The following is a 20,467-nucleotide window of genomic DNA, read 5'->3' on the forward strand; positions in this document are numbered from 1 at the left end:
CCGCGCGATCCCGCTAGAGTGTTGCGGCGCTTTGCTGGGCATCTTTGCGCGGTTCGCGGCTGCGACCGAGCCACCAGGCAGCGAGCGCGGCGAGCGAATAGGAGAGCAGCGCCATGACCGCGATGCTCGGATCGAACGCTTCCGGCGGCGAGCCGAACCAGTCGATGGCCTGAAAGGCGGCGAGCAGTATGACAAGCAGTATCAGCGGGAGATGCCCGCGCTCCTCCTTCGCCCGGGTTCGCGAAAGATAGAAGAGGATCGCGCCGCCGATCACGAGAATCTCGAGCGGCATCGCGATCGCCGGATAATCCCAAAGGCCGAAACCGAGCATGGGCGGACTACCGGCGAGCGTCAGGTCGGGCCGATGGACGAGCAGGTCGAGCAGCCAGTGGCTGACGACGACCCCGCCGCCGATCCAGGCGCCCGTCGCATTCCTCGTCAGCGCATAGATGAGGAGCGCGAATGCCGCGCCCCATACCAGACTGCCCGCCAGGCTGTGCGTATAGGGCATGTGATAGAGATCGAGCGGGTTCATGGCCGTGATGCCCGGCACGATCCGCAAATGCTCGATCCCGGCAAGCACGAAGGCGAAGAAGCCGAAATCGACAAGCTGCGCGCCGACGAACAACAGGCCGAGATTGGGCGCCTTGGGATGCGCAGCGGCGACGAGCGCGGGGGCGAAATGGCCTATGAACATGTCAACCCGATCCCCCCATTATGTGCCCGATATCCTGTCATAGCGCAGACCGGGTAATAAAAAAGGGGCCGGCGGCTTCTGTGCCGCCGGCCCCTTTGGGATGGATGGAAAGCTGCTTAGCTGCTGCAGCGCTGCAGGCCGCCGCCGGGGCGCGCAAACTGGATGCTCGACGCATCGCTGTTGCCGACCAGCGTATAGCCTTCGCCCGAATAGCGCGGCGTGCCGTCCTGTTCGGCCGGCGCTTCGGCGTCGCCTTCGGTGGCTTCGTCAGCTGCGGCCAGCGCTTCGTTCGGCAGGATCGTCTGGATGGCGTCCTGCTCCATGGCGACGCCGACCTGGCTGTCATTGGTGTAGAAGCTGACATAGACGACGCTGTTGTCGGCGCAGCGGAAGCTGGCTTCGCGCGTCCGCATCGGCGGCAGCTCGGCGGGATCGAGTTCCTCGATCTCGCCGGCATTGGGATCGGCCATGCCGCCAACGACGTCGGGTTCAGATTCGCTGCAGGCAGCGAGAGCGAAAATGGCGGCGAGCGGTGCGACCGCGAGGGGAGTTTTGATTTTTTGCATAGTGGCGCGGCTTTTCGCTATTGCAGCATGTTTCGTCAACTATGTTTTTATGACAATTCCATGATCGCGCCGCCCGCTTCGACGAACGTCGTTATCTTATGCGCTGGATATTCGGGTTCTGATTGCCCCGGTTGATCGGGTCGGTGACGGGGTCATTGGGCCGCTGCACGGGATCGCGGCGATCCGGACGGCCGACTAGCCCGTCCAGGTCGACATCGGGAATTGCGGGCACGCGTCCGCCGGGCGCTTCGGGGAAATAGCGTCCGGGAACGAAGGGCGGTTCGGCATTGCCGCCGCCATCGCCCGGCAGTCCGCCGGGATAGGCGCGGTTGCGGCGCGGCGGAGCCTGGGTCGCCGGCGCCGGCTGCTCGGCCTCGGGTCGTTCGGGGCGGACCGGTACGCGGCGGCTAGTCGTCGCCAGCGGGCGCTGGACCGTGGCCCCCGGTGTGCGGTCCGTTGCTGGGCGGCGCGTCGGCAGGGGAGCCACGGGCGGTTCTTCCACGGTATCGTCAGGCTCCTCGAAGACCGCTTCTTCATCGACGGTTTCGACGATATCCGCCGGCGGGTCGCGATAGACAGGGTCGGCGACGTCGCCCCCGGTAAATTCCTCGATCTGGGTGCGCAGGGCGTCGCGTTCGGCGCGCAGGTCGGCGACGTAGAATGCCGCCCATCCGGTTGCCCCGATGGCGAAGATCGCCGCGATGAACTGGGCGAAGAGCAGCAGCCAGGCGCTGCGGACGAATCGACGGACATTGGGGCCCATCTGATGCGTGCGGGTATCGGTCATGATCGCCTCGTTGCGATTGCGGTGCGCGTGAAGCGCCAGAAAACCAGCAGGGCGCCGAGACAGGCGGCGCCGAAGCCGGCAAGGCTCAGGCTGCGATAGAGGCCGAGTTCGACGAGATCCTCGCCGAGCATGACCGTCATGGTCGAGATCAGCACGGTCAGCACGACCAGTCCGAAGCCGATCGTCGCGACGGGGCCAAGGCCCTGCAGCCGCTGTTTCAGTTCGGGCGGCGCCTCGCGCGTCAGTTCCGTTTCGCCACCCGTGCCGCCGCTATGGCGCCCGGCCTTCTCGCCGACCGCGCGTTCCAATTCGGTCCATTCGGGTGCCGTGCGTTCGCCGTTCCAGCCGTCGAACGCGATCATGTTGAGCACGTTGAAAGGCAGCGGCATCCGGCTCTCGTCGAGCTTGAGCTGGATCAGCTTGTCGTTGTCGAGCGCCTCGGTCGCTTCGGCGCGGACCCACAGCGATTCCTTGGCCTGCTGGGACCAGCAGACGACGACGCTCCTCGTCGCGTCGAGCGCCTTTTCGATCTTGATCGCATAATTGTCGCTCGCCTTGAGGGCGGTGTCCCACCACAGGCTATAGCCGTGATCGGTCAGTCCTTCGGCGATCGTCCGGACGCGCTCCCGGTTCTTGCGGGCATAGGAAATAAAGACGTCGGTCATGGCCGTTCTCCATGGATGCGCATCATGCACCCATCTCGTTAGGCCGTCAGTTTTCGGCCCTTTCGGCCGGTCCCGCTATGCTGCCGATCACAGCCCAGTGCGAAAGCTTTTCCGCGAAGGGCATCGCGGCATAGGCCGGGCTCGACGAGGGAAGGTCGATCAGCCGATATCGCGCGCCGCCCTCACCCAGCCGTTTCCGGCCGGTTGCAGACGCCTTTTTGCCATTGAAGGCGATCGCTTCGAGTGCCGGCAGCGATCCGGCCAGATCGGCGAGGTCGTTTTCCCGCGTATCGCGAATCGCGCTGTCGAGACTGCCCGTCCGGCGCGCATCGGCGATGACGTCCCAGAGCCCGATGCGGTGGCGCAGCAGCGCCGCGAGACGGTCGGGATAGGCAAGTGGCCGCAATTCGATGCCGATCGCGCCGCCGAGCAGCTCCCAGAAGCGATTCTGCGGGTGCGCGTAATATTGCGTCTGGCGAAGCGATTCCTCGCCCGGCAGGCTGCCGAGGATCAGCAGGCGGACATGCTCGTCCACCACCGGGGGGAAGGAGGCTTTGCGCGTCATGCCTCGCATCGATAGGCGCGGCGGGCCGTATCCGCAAAGTCCCGGCTATCCGCCGCCCAAGCCAAGATTGCTTGCCCCGTGAAACCCGGCTGGGGTAAGCCACTCGCCATGACCATCATATCCCATCCCCTCGCGCTTATCGGCAACACGCCGCTCGTTCGCCTCAAGGGGCCGTCCGAAGACAGCGGCTGCGAAATTCTCGGCAAGTGCGAATTCGCCAATCCCGGCGGTTCGGTGAAAGACCGGCCGGCGCTGTATATCGTCGAAGAGGCCGAGGAGCAGGGGCAGATCCAGCCCGGCGGCACGATCGTCGAGGGTACCGCGGGCAATACCGGGATCGGACTCGCGCTTGTCGCCAATGCCAAGGGCTACAAGTCGATCATCGTGATGCCCGACACGCAGAGCAAGGAGAAGATGGATACCTTGCGCGCGCTCGGTGCCGAGCTCGTTCTGGTGCCCGCCGCGCCCTATTCGAGTCCCTGCCACTTCGTCCACCAGTCGCGCCGGATCGCCGAGGAAACCGAGAATGCGCTCTGGGCCAACCAGTTCGACAATATCGCCAACCGCCGCGCGCATATCAAAACCACGGCGAAGGAAATCTGGGAACAGACCGAGGGCAAGGTCGACGGTTTCACCTGCGCGGTCGGCACGGGCGGGACGTTGGCCGGTGTCGGGATGGGGCTGAAGGAATATCGCGAGGACGTACAGATCGCGCTCAGCGATCCCCATGGTGCCGCGCTCTACGAATATTACGCGCATGGCGAACTCAAGTCCGAAGGATCGTCGGTCGCCGAAGGGATCGGCCAAGGCCGGGTGACCGCCAATCTCGAAGGCGCACCCGTCGATACGCAGTTCCGCATCTCCGATGCCGAGGGGCTGGAATGGGTGCACCGGCTGTTGTCGGAGGAAGGGCTGTGCCTGGGGCTGTCCTCGGGGATCAACGTCGCCGGAGCGATGGCGCTGGCCAAAGAGCTGGGCCCCGGCAAGACGATCGTCACGATCCTCTGCGACAGCGGGCTGCGCTATCTCTCGACCCTGTACAATGCCGACTGGCTGACCGAAAAGGGGCTGACCGTGCCGCCGTGGCTGGTCGAGGAGCCGACCGTTGACAGACAAGCCTGCTGATATTCTGTCCGACGCGCGCCAGGAGCGCGCCAACCGGATCCGCATCGGCGCCACCGGCCTTGCCACGATCGTCGTCATCGTGCTGCTCGCCGCAAGCTTCTCGGGCACGGCGAGCAACGAACCCGAACTGACGCCCGAGGCGATCGCCGAACAGGCCGATCAGGATCTGGGCGAGCTGACCGCGGAACCCGAACAGCCGCAGGAACCGCTGGCCGAATTGGGGGTCGCGCCGGGCACGGGGCCGGTCGACGATGGCGCGGTAGAGCCCGTTCCGGAATTCCCGGCCGAGGATTCTCCCGACAACTGATTCGCGACTCGCGCGTTCGGGCGCCCGCGATTCGACTATCTGGTCAGAACAGCCAACCATATGGCGGATTTTCGCCCATCGAGCCCATGGTGGAGCCGAGGCGGGGACGGCCCATACCCAAGTAAAACAAAAGAAGAACATCGTTAGAAATGCGGGCTTTTAGTGTGCATATCGGTCATCGAGTGGCATAAAATCCCATAAAATACCCATGAAATGGTATTGATACCCAGTCTTAACCTTGATACGCAAATTGCCTTGGAGACACGGGGCAGGGCGTTCCCCGCATCTGATTATGCGCGCTGAATTCTAGGGATTCGGCGAAGGGGCTGCTTTGCGCCGCGAGAGAGGATCGGCGTGGAATTTTCTATTCCCTTTGGCGGACAGGCGCTGAACGCGGTCGACGCGAAAGGCCGCGTGTCGCTGCCCGCCGATCTCCGCGCCACCGTCGAACGCCGCGCCGTACAGGCCAAGGCGGCCGATATGCCGGTCGACGACAAACTACTCTATATCGCCGAAGACGAAGAGCTGCCCTGCCTCACGGGCTTCGACGAGACCGAGTATTTTGCGTTGGCCGGCGAACTGCGCGAGCAGCGCGCCCGCGAAACCGCCCAGGGCGGCCGCAAGAGCCTGATCAGGCGCGATGGCGGCGGCACCGAGACCTTCGCGCCGCTCCAGCGTGTCGTGTTCGACAAGGCCGGACGGATGGTGCTGTCCGGACTGCTCCGCGAGATCGGCGGGATCGAGGATTTCGCCTTTTTCACCGGTAACGGCCCCTATTTCGATATCTGGTCGCCGGGCCGCGCCTATTCCCATTACATGGCGATGGGCGACAAGCGGCTGCTCCGGGTGCTCGAACATCTGTGCCGCGAAAAGGGGGTGGCGCTATGACCGTCGCGGCCGATCCCCAGTCCGATCCGCGCCACGACCCCGTCCTGCTCGACGAGGTGATCGCCGCGCTCGGGATCGCGCCGGACGAGATCCATGTCGACGCGACCTACGGCGCCGGCGGTTATACGCGGGCTATGCTGGCCTGCGGTGCCGAGGTGTACGCGTTCGACCGCGATCCCGATGCGATCGCCGAGGGCGCGGCGCTGGTCGAGGAAAGCGGCGACCAGCTGCATCTCCTGCCGCGCCGCTTCTCCGAGATGCGCGAGGCGCTCGCCGAACAGGGCGTGGAACAGGTCGACGGCGTGGCGATGGATATCGGCGTCTCCTCGATGCAGCTCGACCGGGCCGAGCGCGGTTTCTCCTTCCAGGCCGACGGGCCGCTCGACATGCGGATGGAGCAGGAGGGCGAGAGCGCTGCCGATTTCGTCAATAATGCGGACGAGAGCCTGATCGCCGATACGCTCTATGCCTATGCCGACGAACATCGCTCGCGCCGGATTGCCCGCGCCATCGTCGCCGCGCGGCCGATCGCGACGACAGGCGAACTGGCGGCGGTGGTCCGCAAGGCCGTCGGCTATCGTCCCGGCGCGCCCAAGGACCCGGCGACCAGGACATTTCAGGCGATCCGCATCCATCTCAATCGCGAGCTCGACGAGCTGCGCGACGGGCTGGCGGCGGCAGAGGCCGTGCTGGCGCCCGGCGGGCGGCTGGCAGTGGTCACTTTCCACAGCCTCGAAGACCGGATCGTCAAACAGTTTCTGCGCGACCGCAGCGGCCGGACGCCTGGCGGTTCGCGCCACCTGCCCGAGGCCAGCCGGGCGGGCCCAGCGCCCAGTTTCGACAAGCCCGCCAAGGCGCAGCGCGCTGGCCGGGCCGAGCTTGATCGCAACCCGCGCGCGCGTTCGGCGACTCTGCGCAGCGCGCGCCGCAGCGAAGCGCCGCCCTGGCCGCTCACGAGGAGGGCAACCGCATGACCATCACCCGCAAGTTCCGCTCCGTCGCCTGGGCTGCGACCGTCGCGACGGCGGCGCTCAGCTGCTACCTTATCTCGCACCGGGTCGCGGCCGAGCGCAATGCGCTGGAGGAGGTCGAACGCGATATCCAGCAGGCCCGCGAGGACATCCTCTCGCTCAACACCGAATTCCAGACGCGCAGCCGGATGAGCCAGATCGAGCTGTGGAACCGGCGCGATTTCGCGCTGACCGCGCCGGAGGCCGGCCAGTTCCTGGAAGGCGAGCTGGCGCTGGCCAGTCTGCTCGAAACGCCGCCCATCGAGGCACCGATCCGTCAGGCCTCGGCGACCGAGGAGCCGAACGACGACCAGATTGACACCGATATCTTCGAGGCGCCCGACGACGGAGATATCCCGCAGATCCAGCAGGCTGCTTATCTCGTGCCCGAAGGAATTGCCGATCGCGCCCGGGGCGAACGTATCGCTTTTCTTGATGACCAGTTGCGCGGCGCGATTGCCGGAGAGGCGGAGCGCGAGAAGGCCGAGGAGGACGACACGGATCGATGAGCCCGCCCGTCGCCAAACCGGCTGAAGTGCGCAAGGTAAGCCTGCGGCGGCAAATGCAGCCCATCGTTCAGCAGCGGCTGATGATCGTCATGCTGTTGCTGTTGTTCGGCGTCGTCGCCGTCACCGTGCGTATCGGCTGGCTGACCATGACGAGCGGCGGCGAAGCCTATGCGGCCGGTACCGACGTCAACCTGCCGCCGCGCGCCGATATCGTCGATCGCAACGGCGTGACCCTGGCGCGAACGATCGACGCCTGGTCGATCGCCGTCCATCCCGATCGGATCATCAGCGATCCCGAAGAGCTCGCGCCGCGTCTCCATGCGCTGATGCCAGAGCGGAGTACGCAGGACTATATCGACATCCTGACCTCGGGCCGGACCTTTTCCTATCTGCGCCGCCGCGCGCTGCCCGAACTCGTCGCCGAAGTGAATGCGCTCGGCGAGCCGGCGATGGAATATCTGCGCGAACCTGAACGCCTCTACCCGCAAACCAATCTCGCCGCGCATGTGCTCGGCTGGGTCAATCTCGACGGAGAGGGCGTCACGGGCATGGAGGCGGTACTCGAGGACCGGCTCATGGATCCCGCGCAACGCACCGAACCCGTCGCGCTATCGATCGACAGCCGCGTCCAGGCGGCTGTGCAGAGCGAACTTGCCACCGCGATGCGCCGTTTCAATGCGATCGGCGCCGCCGGGATCGTCCTCGATGCGGATACCGGGGAATTGCTCGCGCTGACCTCGCTGCCCAATTTCAACCCCAACGCCGCCAACCGGTCGAGCGACCGGGCGCGGTTCAATCAGGCGACGATGGGCTTTTACGAGCTCGGCTCGACCTTCAAGCCGATTACCATGGCCGCGGCGATCGAAGAGGGCGTGGTTACCGATATCTCGCGGCGCTATAATGCGGAAGAGCCGCTCGAAGTGGGCCGGTTCACGATCAACGACGATCACCCGCAGCGCCGCTATCTCAACGTGCCCGAAACACTCGTCCACAGCTCGAACATCGTCACCGCGCGGATTGCCGACCAGCTCGGCGCCGAGCGGATGCAGGCGGTGTTCCGCGACCTTCATTTCGACGATCCGGTCGATTTCGAACTGCCGGTGCGCGGCCGGCCGATCTGGCCCGATTACTGGGCGCGCACGACGATCATGACCGCGGGCTATGGCCATGGCATCGCCGTGACGCCGCTCCATCTCGCGAACAGCTATGCGACGCTCGTCAATGGCGGGCTCTATCGTCCGCTGACGCTGATGCGCCTGTCGTCTGACGACGTGCCCGAAGGCGAACGCGTGTTCAGCGAAGCGACGAGCGACCAGATGCGCGGATTGTTGCGGCTGATCGTTCAGGAAGGCACCGGCCGCAACGCGGACGCCGAGGGCTATCGCGTCGGCGGCAAGACGGGTACGGCGGAGAAAGCCGGGGGCGGCGGTTATCGGCGCAACGCGCTGGTGACGACTTTCGCGGCGGCCTTTCCGATGGACGATCCCCAATATGTGGTCGTGATCATGCTCGACGAGCCGCGCGGCGATGCGGGCACCGGCGGCGCTGCGTCGGCCGGCTGGACGGCCGCGCCCGTCGTGCGCCGGGTCGTCTCCCGGATCGGGCCGCTGCTCGGCGTCATCCCCAGCGAACATCGCGACATCGATACCGCCCGTCTGCGCGCGATGCTGTGGCGCCCACCCTCGGAGCGGTCATGAAGCTCGGTACGCTCATCGGATCCGGCCCGGGCGACGGCCCGGTGGTGACCGGTTTTGCGATCGACCATCGCAAGGTCGCCCCGGGCACAATCTTCGGCGCGTTCCAGGGCGCGCGTTTTAACGGCGAGGATTATATAAACGACGCCATCGATTCCGGCGCGATCGCCATTGTCTCGCGCCCCGACGCCCGGGTGGAAGGTGTGCCGCGTATCGCCGACGAAGAGCCCCGGCGCGCCTTTGCGCAGCTCGCCGCCAAATTCTTTGCGCCCTTCCCCGAAACCTGTGCCGCGGTGACCGGGACCAACGGCAAGACGTCGACCGTCGAACTGACGCGCCAGTTGTGGCGGATGACCGGCCACCACGCCGCATCGATCGGGACGCTCGGCGTGACGACGGCGGACGACCAGGTGAAGACCGGTCTTACGACGCCCGACATCGTAACCTTTCTTTCCAATGCCGCGGGCCTGAAACGCGAGGGCGTGACCCATCTTGCGTTCGAAGCATCGAGCCACGGACTGTCGCAATACCGCACCGAGGGGCTGCCCGTGACGGCGGCCGCCTTCACCAATCTGAGCCGCGATCATCTCGATTATCATGGGACGATGGAGGCCTATCTGGCGGCCAAGATTCGGCTGTTCTCCGAAGTCGTGAACGGCGACGGTACGGCGGTCGTCTGGGCCGACGACCCGGCGAGCGCCGAGGTGCTGGCCACAGTGGGGGAGCGGGGGCTCCGCACGCTGTCGGTGGGCGCACATGGCGACGCGATCCGGCTGGTCGACCGAACGCCAACCCAGCTCGGGCAGACCCTGGAAGTCGAAGCGGAAGGCAAGACGCACACCATCGCGCTGCCGCTGATCGGGGCCTATCAGGCGAACAACGCGCTGGTCGCGACCGGGCTCGTCTGGGCGACGGGTGGCGATCTGGAAGCGACGCTCGACGGTCTCGCGCGGGTCCAGCCGGTGCGCGGGCGGCTCGAACGCGCGGTTATTACCAAGGCGGGCGCGCCGGTCTATGTCGACTACGCCCATACGCCCGATGCGCTCGAAGCGGCGATCGATGCGTTGCGCTGGCATGCCAAGGGACGGCTGATCACCCTATTCGGCGCGGGCGGCGATCGGGATACGGGCAAGCGTCCGCTGATGGGCGCGGTCGCTTCGCGCCTCTCCGACAGCGTGATCGTTACCGACGACAATCCGCGATCCGAAGATCCGGCGAAGATCCGGGCCGCCATTCTCGCGGGAGCCGATGATGCGATCGAAGTTGCCGGCCGCCGTGAAGCGATCGCGGCGGCGATCGAATCCGCCAAAGCCGAGGATATCGTGCTGTTAGCCGGCAAGGGCCATGAGCAGGGTCAGGAAATCGGCGACCGGATCCTGCCGTTCGACGATGTGGATGTCGCCCGGGAGTGCGCGGCGTGAGCGCGCTCTGGACCTCGGACGAGATCGCCAAGGCGGTCGATGGAGCCGTTTTGGCCGAATTCAGGGTCGACGGCGTTGCGTTCGACAGCCGGGAAGTCGGGCCGAACGACCTCTTCATCGCGCTGAAGGGCGAGACGACCGACGGCCATCGCTTTCTCGACGGCGCGTTCGGCAACGGCGCCGCGGGTTCGATCGTCAGCGAAGACTGCGCGCATCCGCATGTCCGCGTCGCCAATACGATGGAAGCGCTCAATGCGCTGGGGACAGCGTCGCGGGCGCGAACCGGGGCGCAGATCATCGGCGTGACCGGATCGGTCGGCAAGACGGGCGTCAAGGAAGCGTTGTTCGCCGCGCTCGACCGGCCGGCAGAGGGCCAGACGCATCGCTCGGTGAAGAGCTACAACAATCATACGGGCGTGCCGCTCAGCCTCGCGCGCATGCCCCGCGATGCACGCTACGGCGTGTTCGAGATGGGCATGAACCATGCGGGCGAGCTCTCGGCGTTGACCCGGATCGTCCGCCCGCACGTGGCGATCGTCACCGCTATCGCGCCCGCCCATATCGAATTTTTCGACAACATCGAGGGGATCGCCGACGCCAAGGGCGAGATTTTCGAGGGGCTCGAGCCGGACGGAACGGCGCTCATCCCGTTCGACAGCCCGCATCGCGATCGCCTGATCGGATGGGCCAAGCCGCATGCAGCCCGCATCTGGACCTTCGGCCGGGGTGAGGGCGCGGATATCCGGGCCTGCGAAGTGTCTCCCGAGATCGCGGGCACGATCGTCAGCGTCGTGCTGCCGACCGGGGAACTGACCTATACGATCGGGCTCCCCGGCGACCACTGGGTGTCCAATTCGCTGGCCGTGATCGGCGCGGTCGAGGCGGTCGGCGGCGATCTGGCCGCGGCCGGGCTCGCGCTCGCCGAGATGGCGGGTCTGCCGGGCCGCGGCGCGCGCTTGGCCATCCCGGTCGGCGATGGCGAGGCGCTGCTGATCGACGAAAGCTATAATGCCAATCCGGTCTCGATGCGCGCGGCGCTCAATACGCTCGGCGAGGAGCGGGCGGAACGGCGCATCGCAGTGCTCGGCGCGATGGGCGAGCTGGGCGAGGACAGCGATCGCTATCACGCCGAACTGGCGCGCCCGCTCACCGATGCGGGTGTCGAACTGGCCGTGCTTGTCGGCGAACCGATGAAAGTGTTGGCGGACGCGCTTGGCAACGGCATCTCCATCGTCCATGTGCCCGACGCCGCGGCGGCGCAGGAGAGTCTCGACGGCGAGATTCGGTCGGGCGACGCGGTGCTCGTCAAGGGAAGCAACTATATCGGTCTGGCCCGTCTCGTCGAGGCGCTGGCCGGGGGAAAGACAGTATGTTCGACCTGATTGCCAGCTATTTCGACTATGCGGGACCGTTCAACCTGTTCCGCTATCTCAGCTTTCGCGCTGGCGGGGCGACGGCGACGGCGCTGCTCATCGGTTTGCTGATCGGGCCGCGCTTCATCGGCTGGCTCCGCATCAAACAGGGGAAGGGCCAGCCGATCCGTGAGGACGGGCCGATCACGCACATGAAAAAGGCTGGCACGCCGACCATGGGCGGCCTGATGATCCTCGCCTCGCTCTCGATCTCGCTGGTGCTCTGGATGGACCTTTCGAACCGGCTGGTCTGGGCGGCGCTGTTCGTGACGCTCGGATTCGGACTGATCGGCTTTCTCGACGATTACGACAAGATCACCAAGCGCCATCATGCCGGGATTTCAGGCAAGCTGCGATTGCTGGCGGAGTTCGCGATTGCGGGGATCGCCTGCTGGATCATCCTCGGCGAAACGGGCACAAATCTCTATCTGCCCTTCGTCAACGGGCCGGTCGCCGATATAGGCTACGCCTATTACATCTTCGCGATGCTGGTGATCGTCGGGGCGGGCAATGCCGTAAATCTGACGGACGGCCTCGACGGCCTCGCGACGATGCCCGTCATTATCGCCTCGGTCGCATTCATGATGATCATCTATCTTGTCGGACGCGAGGATTATGCGACCTATCTCGGCATTCCGCACGTCCCGGGCGCCGGCGATCTCGCCATCATCTGCGCGGCCATCGTCGGCGCGGGGCTCGCCTTTCTCTGGTTCAACGCGCCACCGGCCGCCGTGTTCATGGGCGATACCGGCAGCCTGGCACTCGGCGGCGCTCTCGGCGCGATCGCCGTGACCGCGCATCATGAAGTCGTGCTCGGTATCGTCGGCGGGCTGTTCGTGCTCGAAGCGCTGTCCGTCATCATCCAGGTCTTCTTCTACAAGCGCACGGGCCGGCGAGTCTTCAAGATGGCCCCGATCCACCACCATTTCGAACAGATGGGCTGGTCCGAGCCGACCGTCGTCATCCGCTTCTGGATCATTTCCTTCGTGCTGGCGCTCGCCGGCCTGTCGACGCTGAAGCTCAGATGACGCCGGCCCGCGCCTTTGCCGGAAAACGCTACGCCGTGCTCGGTTTGGCGCGGACAGGGCTTTCGGTCGTCGACTATCTGTGGCGGTCGAGCGCGAGCGTCACCGCCTGGGACGATCGCGAAGAGGCGCGCGCGATGGTGCAGGACAAGGCGACGCTGGCCGATCCGCTGGAGCTGGATCTTTCGAAATTCGCCGGCGTCGTCGTTTCGCCCGGCGTGCCGATCAATCGTCATCCGATCGCCGACAAGGCGCGCGAGGCGGAGATACCGCTGATCGGCGATATCGAGCTGTTCGCCCAGGCGCGTCCGGAGCTGCCGCCGCACAAGGTGGTCGGGATCACCGGCACGAACGGCAAGTCCACGACGACCGCACTGATCCATCACATCATCGAGACCGCCGGTATTCCGGCGCGGCTCGGCGGCAATATCGGCAAGCCGATCCTTGGCGAGCGCGAGCTGGAAGCGGGCGGCGTTTATGTGCTGGAACTTTCCTCCTTCCAGATCGACCTGACCCAGCGGCTGGATTGCGATGTCGCGATCCTCCTGAACATCACGCCCGACCATCTCGACCGCTACGAGAATTTCGACGCTTATGCGGCAGCCAAGGCGCGGCTGTTCGAAATGCAGTCGGAAGATCATGCGAAGATCATCGCGATCGATGACGAGCCGAGCCGGAAGATCGCGGCGGAAGCCGACGGTGTCGTTATCCAGATTTCGGCCGGCGGCTGCATGGACCAGTCCGGCTGGTCCGCCTTGCAGGGGCCGCACAATGCGCAGAACGCGATCGCCGCGATGAGCGCCGCACGCCGCCTCGGCATCGGTGAAGAGGCGATCGAACAGGGCCTGCGCACCTTTCCCGGCCTTCCGCACCGGATGGAGCGCGTGGCCGACAGGGACGGGGTTCTCTTCGTCAACGACAGCAAGGCGACCAACCCGACATCCGCCGCGCCGGCGCTTGCCGCCTATCCGGCCATTCACTGGATACTGGGCGGGCGCGCCAAGTCCGACGATCTCAACGCCTGCGAACCCTATTTCGATCACGTCCGGGCCGCGTATACGATCGGCGAGACGGCGGACATGTTCGAAAAGCTGCTCGCGCCGAAGATGCCGGTCAGCAATTGCGGGACGATGCGCAAAGCCGTGAAGCTGGCGGCGCAGGCGGCCAAGTCCGGCGAGACCGTGCTGCTTTCTCCAGCATGCGCGTCCTTCGACCAGTATCGCGATTTCGAGGAGCGCGGCGACGATTTCCGCGCCGCCGTGGGGAGCCTGTCATGAACATGGAATCCGCCATCGCAAAAACCGCCACGCCGAAAGCCGAACGCCGGCCCTTTGGCGACTATATCGGCCGTTCGCACAAGGGGCCGCTCGGCGAATGGTTCTGGGAGATCGATCGCGTTCTCCTGCTGCTTGTCACGATCCTGATCTCGATCGGCCTGATCGCCGTGGCAGCGGCGTCACCGGCCGCGGCCGAACGCTATTCGGGCGACAGTCTCCAGTTCCAGCAGCTCCACTACTTCTATCGGCAGATCGTCTGGTTCAGCGTCGGCGTGCCGATCATGCTCGTCATCTCGACGATGCCCAAGGAATTCGCGAAACGCTTCGCGCTGGCCGGCGCGATCTCCTGCTTCATCCTGTTGCTGCTCGTGCCGTTTCTCGGCAACGAGGTGAACGGTGCGCGGCGCTGGATCGGCTATGGCATGGCGACGCTCCAGCCGTCGGAATTCCTCAAACCCTTCTTCATCGTCGCCACGGCCTGGCTGCTCTCGCTGCGTGTGACCCAGGATCCTACTCTCCCGGTGGTCTGGGCGACGGCGATCCTGACCGGCGTGATCGCGCTGCTGCTCATGCGCCAGCCCGATTTCGGCCAGACCGTGATCTTCGGTTCGGTCTGGATCGTTATGCTGATGATTGCGGGCGTGTCGGCGAAGATTCTGGGCGGGCTGTCCGCGCTTGGTATCGCCGGCATCGGATCGGCCTATTTTTTCTATCCGGTCGCGACGACGCGGATCAACAATTTCCTCTTCGCCGAGGGCGATAGCTACCAGGTCGACAACGCCATGCGTACGCTGACCAATGGCGGCTTTTTCGGTACTGGGCCGGGCGACGGCGAGATGAAATACCGGCTGCCCGAACCGCATACCGACTATATTTTCTCGGTGATCGGCGAGGAGTTCGGTCTCGTCGCCTGTTTCGCCATCGCGCTGATTTTCGGTGCGATCGTGGTCCGCGTCTTCGTCAAGCTGATCAACGAGGAGAATATTTTCTATCTTCTCGCATCGGCCGGGCTTGCGACGCAGTTCGCGATCCAGGCGCTCATTAATATGGCAGTAAATCTCGATATGGCACCGTCCAAGGGGATGACATTGCCCTTCATTTCCTATGGCGGTTCGTCGATCATCGCCCTGTCGATCGGTTTCGGTCTGCTGCTCGCCTTTACCCGGCGCAACCCGCACCTGCCGGCGCTGGACCGGAGGCTTTAGATGGGCGCGCGGCACTTCGTTCTCGCGGCCGGCGGTACGGGCGGACACATCATTCCGGCCTTCGCGCTTGCGACCGAGCTCAAGAAGCGCGGCCACTATGTGGCGCTGATCACCGACGAGCGCGGCGCGGCGATCCCCGGCACCTTCGAGGGCGACGAAAAACATATCCTGCCGGCGGGCCGGATCACGAAGAATCCGCTCGGCTGGCTCGGCGCGGTCAAGAATATCTGGCGCGGCCGGGCGATGGCGCGGCGGCTCTATGAAAGCTTCCATCCCGAGGCCGTGATCGGGTTCGGCGGCTATCCGGCGCTACCCGCGCTGCTCGGAGCGCTCGCTGACGATATCCCCTGCGCGATCCACGAGCAGAACGCGGTGCTCGGCCGGGTCAACCGGTTGCTCGCCGGCCGGGTCGATGTGATCGCCACGGCCTACAAGCAGGTCGGCCGGCTCAAGGAGCGACATCTCGGCAAGACACACCTGATCGGCAATCCGGTCCGCGACGAGGTGGCGATCCTCCGGTCCCAGCCGTTTCCCGCGCTCAGCGAAGACGGCATATTCCGCGTCCTCGTTACCGGCGGCAGCCAGGGCGCGAGCATTCTCTCCCAGGTCGTGCCCGACGGGCTGGCGCTGCTCCCGCTCTCCTTTCGCCGCCGGATGCAGGTCACCCAGCAATGCCGCGAAGAGGATATCGAGCGGGTGCGGGATCGCTATGCCGATCTGGCGATCCCCGCCGATCTCGCCACCTATCTCCCCGACCTGCCCGAGCGGCTCGGCTGGGCGCATATTGTGATTGCGCGCGCGGGCGCCTCGACGATCGCCGAACTGACGACGGCGGGCCGCCCGGCGATCCTCGTCCCGCTGCCGATCGCCACCGACGATCACCAGACCGCCAATGCCCGCGAAATGGAAGCGAGCGGCGGCGCGCGGGTCATCAAGCAGAACCATTTCACGCCCGCCGAACTTGCCAAGCAGATGCAGAAGCTCGGGCTCGAACCCGAAGCGCTGATGAACGCCGCCGGACGAGCTCGCAACGCGGGCTATCCGGATGCCACCCGCGATCTGGCCGATCTGGTCGAACGGCTGGGTCAGGGCCTGGGCGGCGAGGCGATGCCCGTGGGCGCGCCGGTGCGGGCGAAGCCCGCGATGGGCGGTGCCTCTTGAAGGGTTTCGGCACCGATATCGGAACGATCCATTTCGTTGGCATCGGCGGCATCGGCATGTCGGGCATCGCCCGGGTCATGCACAATCTCGGCTATAGCGTGCAGGGTTCGGACATCGCCGAAGGACCGGCGGTCGAAGCGCTGCGCGAGCGCGGGATGAAGGTGTTTGTCGGTCACGATCCCGACAATCTCGGGGATTCAGCGGTCGTCGTTACCTCGACCGCAATCCAGCGCGGCAATCCCGAAGTCGAGAGCGCGCTCGAACGGCGGATTCCGGTCGTGCGGCGGGCGGAAATGCTCGCCGAACTGATGAAGTTGAAGGCGACCGTCGCCATCGCGGGCACCCATGGCAAGACGACGACGACCTCGCTCGTCGCCGCGATGCTCGACGCGGGCGGGCTCGATCCGACGGTGATCAATGGCGGCGTGATCAACGCCTATGGCGCAAATGCGCGGGTCGGCGAGGGCGACTGGATGGTCGTCGAGGCCGATGAGAGCGACGGCAGTTTCCTGCGGCTCGACGGTACGATCGCGATCGTCACCAATATCGATCCCGAACATCTCGACCATTATGGCAGCTTCGACAAGGTCAAGGACGCTTATATCGAGTTCGTCGAGAATGTGCCCTTCTATGGCGTTGCGCTGCTCTGCCTAGACCATCCCGAGGTGCAGGCGATCATCCCGCGCGTCCGCGACCGCCGGATCGTGACCTATGGGTTCGGCGCGCAGGCCGATGTCCGGGCGGAGAATATCGCGGCGGACAATGGCGGCAATCGTTTCGATGTGGTGGTCCGCGATCGCGATGGCGAGACGCGCCGGATCGAGGGTATCGAACTGCCCATGGCCGGACGCCATAATGTCCAGAACGCGCTGGCCGCGATCGGCGCCGCGCTGGAACTCGGCATCGACGATGACGTGATCGCCAAGGGCTTTGCCGATTTCGGCGGCGTGAAGCGGCGCTTCACCAAGGTCGGCGAAATCGACGGTGTGCCGGTGATCGACGATTACGGCCATCACCCGGTCGAAATCCGCGCGGCACTGGCAGCCGCCCGCGAGGGCAGTGCGGGTCGGGTCCTCGCCGTGATCCAGCCACACCGCTATACGCGGCTGCGCGATCTGCTCGAGGAATTCGAAACGGCTTGCAACGATGCCGATGCAGTCTACGTGACCCCGGTATATCCGGCGGGCGAAGAGCCGATCGAAGGGATCGACGCCGAGACCCTGGTCAACGGCCTCAAGGAACGCGGGCACCGCTCGGCCCAGACCGTGGCCGACGAGGCTGAGCTGGCCTCGGCGCTCGCGGGAAATATCGAAAGCGGCGACATGATCGTCTGTCTCGGCGCGGGCGACATCACTCGCTGGGCGGCGAAACTTGCGGACCGGATCGGGGAGGCGCGCGCATGAGTCCAATGGATGTCCTTACCGGTCTCCCACCCCTCGAAGGCTCGGTGAAACGGGGCGGCAGCCTCGCCGATTTCATCTGGTTCCGCTGCGGCGGGCCGGCCGAATGGCTGGTGAAGCCAAGCGATATCGAGGACTTGTCGCAATTTCTGAGCCAGCTCGACCCCGCTATTCCGGTCCTGCCGGTCGGTGTCGGATCGAACCTGATCGTCCGCGACGGCGGCGTGCGCGGCGTGGTTGTCCGATTGCCGAAAAGCTTTGCGAAGATTTCGATAGAAGACGGTCATCGCGTCCGCGCCGGCGGTTCCGCGATGGGGATTACGGTCGCGAGCAAGGCGCGCGATGCGGGTATTGCGGGCCTCGAATTTCTGCGCGGGATTCCCGGCACCGCGGGCGGCGCGGTCCGGATGAACGCCGGAGCCTATGGCCGCGAGGTTAAGGACATCCTGGTCGAGGCGACGCTGGTCATGCGCGACGGTACGGTCGAGACCTGGCCGCTCGAACGGTTCGACTACAGCTATCGGCATTCCGCGGTCCCGGCGGGCGCCGTGATTGTCGAGGCGCTGTTCAAAGGCGTGCCCGGTGACCCGGAAACGATCGGTGCCGAAATGGACCGGATCGCCGCCGAGCGCGAGGCCTCCCAGCCGCTGCGTTCGCGCACCGGCGGTTCGACCTTCAAGAACCCGCCGGGGCACAAGGCCTGGCAGCTTGTGGACGCGGCCGGGTGCCGGGGGCTGACGATCGGTGGCGCGCAGGTCTCCGAAAAGCACACCAATTTCCTGCTCAATACCGGCGATGCGACCGCCGCCGATATCGAGGCGCTGGGAGATGAGGTGCGCCGCCGGGTCTTCGAACATTCCGGCATCGAGCTGGAATGGGAAATCCAGCGCGTGGGGGATGCCGAATGACCAAGGCGCTCAATATCGCGGTGCTGATGGGCGGCTGGTCGGCCGAACGCGAAGTCTCTCTGATGAGCGGGGCAGGGGTCGCCGAGGCGCTCGAAGGTCTCGGCCACACGGTCACCTGCGTCGATATGGACCGCAACGTCGCGATGGTGCTGCACGGGATCCGGCCCGACCTCGTGTTCAACGCGCTGCACGGGACGCCGGGCGAGGACGGATCGGTGCAGGGCATGCTCGATCTGATGCAGATTCCCTACACCCATTCGGGCATGGCCACATCGGTCGTGGCGATCGACAAGGTGCTGACGAAACAGGTGCTGATGCCGCACGGCATTCCGATGCCGGGTGGCCTGATCGTCGAGAGCGAAGGGCTGTATGCCGCCGATCCCATGCCGCGCCCCTATGTACTCAAGCCGGTCAACGAAGGCTCGTCGGTCGGTGTCGCGATCGTCACCGAAGAGGGCAATTACGGCTCTCCGATCGGCCGGGATACCGAGGGCCCGTGGCGCGAATTCGACAGCCTGCTTGCTGAACCGTTCATCCGCGGCCGTGAACTGACGACCGCCGTGATCGGCGACGAGGCGCTCGGCGTGACCGAACTCGTGCCGAAAAGCGGCTTCTACGATTACGACGCCAAATATACCGATGGCATGACCGAGCATATCTGCCCGGCCGACATTCCCGCCGACATTGCCAAGCGCTGTATGGACATCGCACTCAAGGCGCACCGGCTGCTCGACTGCCGGGGAACCAGCCGCTCCGATTATCGATGGGATGACCGCAAGGGCCGCGACGGGCTGTTCCTGCTCGAGGTCAACACCCAGCCCGGAATGACGCCGCTGAGCCTCGTTCCCGAACAGGCGAAACACAAGGGGATGAGCTATGCCGAGCTCGTCCAGCGGATAGTGGAGGAAGCGCTATGAGCCAGACTCGCAAAGCACGTCGGACCAGCGCGCCGAAAAAACGCGCGACGGTGAAACGCAAGCCAGCGAAAAAGGTCAAGCGGCAGCCGTTCGCGGCCCAGCTGGCGACGGTGTTGCCGGTGGAAGAGGCGACGATCCGCCGGACCGGCGGCTGGTTGGTCATTGCGCTGCTCGCCGCACTGGTGCTGGGCGCGTCGATGATGCTTCGCCTGCCGCAGATGATCGCTTGGCAGCTGGGCGAAGGCGTCGGCCGGCTTGGCTTCACGGTGGAACGTGTCGAAATCCAGGGCATCGACCAGATGGAGCGGCTGCCGGTTTACGCCGTGGCGCTCGACCAGCCGTCCATGGCGATGCCCAATGTCGATATCGCCGAAATCCGCGATCGCGTCGAGGCGCTGAGTTGGGTGCAGGAAGCGCGCGTGTCGCGCCGCCTACCCGATACGCTGGTCGTGTCGATCACCGAGCGTATGCCGACGGCGATCTGGCAGCATGAGCAGCAGCTCTATCTTGTCGATGGCGAAGGCGCCGTGCTGGAGGAGGTTGCGCTTGATGCGATGCCGGACCTGCCGCTGATCATCGGTCCGCGCGCCAACCACCAGGTGGCGAATTTCGAGGCGTTGATGGAGCGCGCACCGGCGCTGCGTCCGATGCTGTCCGGCGCGACCTGGGTCGGCAACCGGCGCTGGGACTTGCGGTTCCAGTCCGGCGAGATCCTGGCCTTGCCCGAAGGTGAGGCGGATGCGGCCCGCGCGCTCATCCGCTTTGCGCGGATGGACGGGGTGACCGGTTTGCTCGGCGAGGGATTCCGACGGTTCGACATGCGCGTGCCGGACCGGTTCGTGGTGCGCGTCGCGCGGGACGCCGAACGGCCGCCCGCACCCGCCGATGGCGACGACAGCGGCGATTCGGATACGATCTGAGGAAGGGA

General features: G+C 65.5%; 21 protein-coding genes. 16 read left to right on the forward strand and 5 right to left on the reverse strand.

The window, feature by feature from the left end:
• Window positions 1-13: 13 nt before the first annotated feature.
• The 5 genes from HFP57_RS15390 to HFP57_RS15410 form a co-directional block, all read right to left on the reverse strand.
• The gene (locus tag HFP57_RS15390) at window positions 14-697 is read right to left on the reverse strand and encodes a hypothetical protein (RefSeq protein ID WP_176870608.1); all 684 of its coding nucleotides are present in this window, start codon (window positions 695-697) and stop codon (window positions 14-16) included.
• A 116-nt stretch (window positions 698-813) separates the two neighbouring features.
• A complete protein-coding gene (locus HFP57_RS15395; RefSeq protein WP_176870609.1) occupies window positions 814-1,263 on the reverse strand; it encodes a hypothetical protein in 450 nt (149 codons plus the stop codon).
• A gap of 91 nt (window positions 1,264-1,354) precedes the next feature.
• Window positions 1,355-2,050, reverse strand: a complete 696-nt coding sequence (locus tag HFP57_RS15400; RefSeq protein ID WP_176870610.1) for a hypothetical protein — start codon at window positions 2,048-2,050, stop codon at window positions 1,355-1,357.
• Window positions 2,047-2,715, reverse strand: a complete 669-nt coding sequence (locus tag HFP57_RS15405) for a toll/interleukin-1 receptor domain-containing protein (protein WP_176870611.1) — start codon at window positions 2,713-2,715, stop codon at window positions 2,047-2,049. Before HFP57_RS15405 ends, HFP57_RS15400 begins: the two co-directional genes overlap by 4 nt.
• 46 nt (window positions 2,716-2,761) lie before the next feature.
• Window positions 2,762-3,280, reverse strand: coding sequence for a DNA-deoxyinosine glycosylase (locus HFP57_RS15410; protein ID WP_176870612.1), 519 nt, complete (start codon window positions 3,278-3,280; stop codon window positions 2,762-2,764).
• A 108-nt stretch (window positions 3,281-3,388) separates the two neighbouring features.
• On the opposite strand from HFP57_RS15410, the gene HFP57_RS15415 reads away from it, so the two are divergent.
• From HFP57_RS15415 to HFP57_RS15490, 16 genes are all read left to right on the forward strand, one after another.
• Window positions 3,389-4,405, forward strand: coding sequence for a cysteine synthase A (locus tag HFP57_RS15415; RefSeq protein WP_176870613.1), 1,017 nt, complete (start codon window positions 3,389-3,391; stop codon window positions 4,403-4,405).
• Window positions 4,386-4,712 (forward strand): hypothetical protein, encoded by a 327-nt coding sequence (locus HFP57_RS15420; RefSeq protein ID WP_176870614.1) that lies wholly within the window; start codon window positions 4,386-4,388, stop codon window positions 4,710-4,712. The genes HFP57_RS15415 and HFP57_RS15420 overlap by 20 nt, the downstream gene beginning before the upstream one ends.
• Before the next feature lie 354 nt (window positions 4,713-5,066).
• The gene (locus HFP57_RS15425) at window positions 5,067-5,600 is read left to right on the forward strand and encodes a division/cell wall cluster transcriptional repressor MraZ (RefSeq protein WP_176870615.1); all 534 of its coding nucleotides are present in this window, start codon (window positions 5,067-5,069) and stop codon (window positions 5,598-5,600) included.
• Window positions 5,597-6,574, forward strand: coding sequence for a 16S rRNA (cytosine(1402)-N(4))-methyltransferase RsmH (gene rsmH / locus HFP57_RS15430; RefSeq protein WP_176870616.1), 978 nt, complete (start codon window positions 5,597-5,599; stop codon window positions 6,572-6,574). Before HFP57_RS15425 ends, rsmH begins: the two co-directional genes overlap by 4 nt.
• A complete protein-coding gene (locus HFP57_RS15435) occupies window positions 6,571-7,119 on the forward strand; it encodes a hypothetical protein (protein WP_176870617.1) in 549 nt (182 codons plus the stop codon). Before rsmH ends, HFP57_RS15435 begins: the two co-directional genes overlap by 4 nt.
• Window positions 7,116-8,816 (forward strand): peptidoglycan D,D-transpeptidase FtsI family protein, encoded by a 1,701-nt coding sequence (locus HFP57_RS15440; RefSeq protein ID WP_176870618.1) that lies wholly within the window; start codon window positions 7,116-7,118, stop codon window positions 8,814-8,816. The genes HFP57_RS15435 and HFP57_RS15440 overlap by 4 nt, the downstream gene beginning before the upstream one ends.
• The gene (locus tag HFP57_RS15445; protein WP_176870619.1) at window positions 8,813-10,234 is read left to right on the forward strand and encodes a UDP-N-acetylmuramoyl-L-alanyl-D-glutamate--2,6-diaminopimelate ligase; all 1,422 of its coding nucleotides are present in this window, start codon (window positions 8,813-8,815) and stop codon (window positions 10,232-10,234) included. Before HFP57_RS15440 ends, HFP57_RS15445 begins: the two co-directional genes overlap by 4 nt.
• The gene (locus tag HFP57_RS15450; RefSeq protein ID WP_176870620.1) at window positions 10,231-11,616 is read left to right on the forward strand and encodes a UDP-N-acetylmuramoyl-tripeptide--D-alanyl-D-alanine ligase; all 1,386 of its coding nucleotides are present in this window, start codon (window positions 10,231-10,233) and stop codon (window positions 11,614-11,616) included. The genes HFP57_RS15445 and HFP57_RS15450 overlap by 4 nt, the downstream gene beginning before the upstream one ends.
• Complete coding sequence (gene mraY, locus HFP57_RS15455; RefSeq protein WP_176870621.1) at window positions 11,604-12,674, forward strand: phospho-N-acetylmuramoyl-pentapeptide-transferase; 1,071 nt, start codon at window positions 11,604-11,606, stop codon at window positions 12,672-12,674. Before HFP57_RS15450 ends, mraY begins: the two co-directional genes overlap by 13 nt.
• The gene (gene murD / locus HFP57_RS15460; RefSeq protein WP_176870622.1) at window positions 12,671-13,948 is read left to right on the forward strand and encodes a UDP-N-acetylmuramoyl-L-alanine--D-glutamate ligase; all 1,278 of its coding nucleotides are present in this window, start codon (window positions 12,671-12,673) and stop codon (window positions 13,946-13,948) included. Before mraY ends, murD begins: the two co-directional genes overlap by 4 nt.
• Before the next feature lie 2 nt (window positions 13,949-13,950).
• Window positions 13,951-15,153, forward strand: a complete 1,203-nt coding sequence (locus tag HFP57_RS15465) for an FtsW/RodA/SpoVE family cell cycle protein (protein WP_425500744.1) — start codon at window positions 13,951-13,953, stop codon at window positions 15,151-15,153.
• Complete coding sequence (murG, locus tag HFP57_RS15470; RefSeq protein WP_176870624.1) at window positions 15,154-16,314, forward strand: undecaprenyldiphospho-muramoylpentapeptide beta-N-acetylglucosaminyltransferase; 1,161 nt, start codon at window positions 15,154-15,156, stop codon at window positions 16,312-16,314.
• Window positions 16,311-17,717 (forward strand): UDP-N-acetylmuramate--L-alanine ligase, encoded by a 1,407-nt coding sequence (gene murC / locus HFP57_RS15475; protein ID WP_176870625.1) that lies wholly within the window; start codon window positions 16,311-16,313, stop codon window positions 17,715-17,717. Before murG ends, murC begins: the two co-directional genes overlap by 4 nt.
• A 5-nt stretch (window positions 17,718-17,722) precedes the next feature.
• Window positions 17,723-18,622, forward strand: a complete 900-nt coding sequence (murB, locus tag HFP57_RS15480) for a UDP-N-acetylmuramate dehydrogenase (protein ID WP_176871357.1) — start codon at window positions 17,723-17,725, stop codon at window positions 18,620-18,622.
• On the forward strand, window positions 18,619-19,539 hold the full coding sequence (locus HFP57_RS15485) for a D-alanine--D-alanine ligase (RefSeq protein ID WP_176870626.1): 921 nt from the start codon (window positions 18,619-18,621) through the stop codon (window positions 19,537-19,539). The genes murB and HFP57_RS15485 overlap by 4 nt, the downstream gene beginning before the upstream one ends.
• Complete coding sequence (locus tag HFP57_RS15490; protein WP_176870627.1) at window positions 19,536-20,459, forward strand: cell division protein FtsQ/DivIB; 924 nt, start codon at window positions 19,536-19,538, stop codon at window positions 20,457-20,459. The genes HFP57_RS15485 and HFP57_RS15490 overlap by 4 nt, the downstream gene beginning before the upstream one ends.
• Window positions 20,460-20,467: the final 8 nt, after the last annotated feature.

This window comes from Parasphingopyxis algicola (assembly GCF_013378075.1).
GTDB classification, from domain to species: Bacteria; Pseudomonadota; Alphaproteobacteria; order Sphingomonadales; family Sphingomonadaceae; genus Parasphingopyxis; species Parasphingopyxis algicola.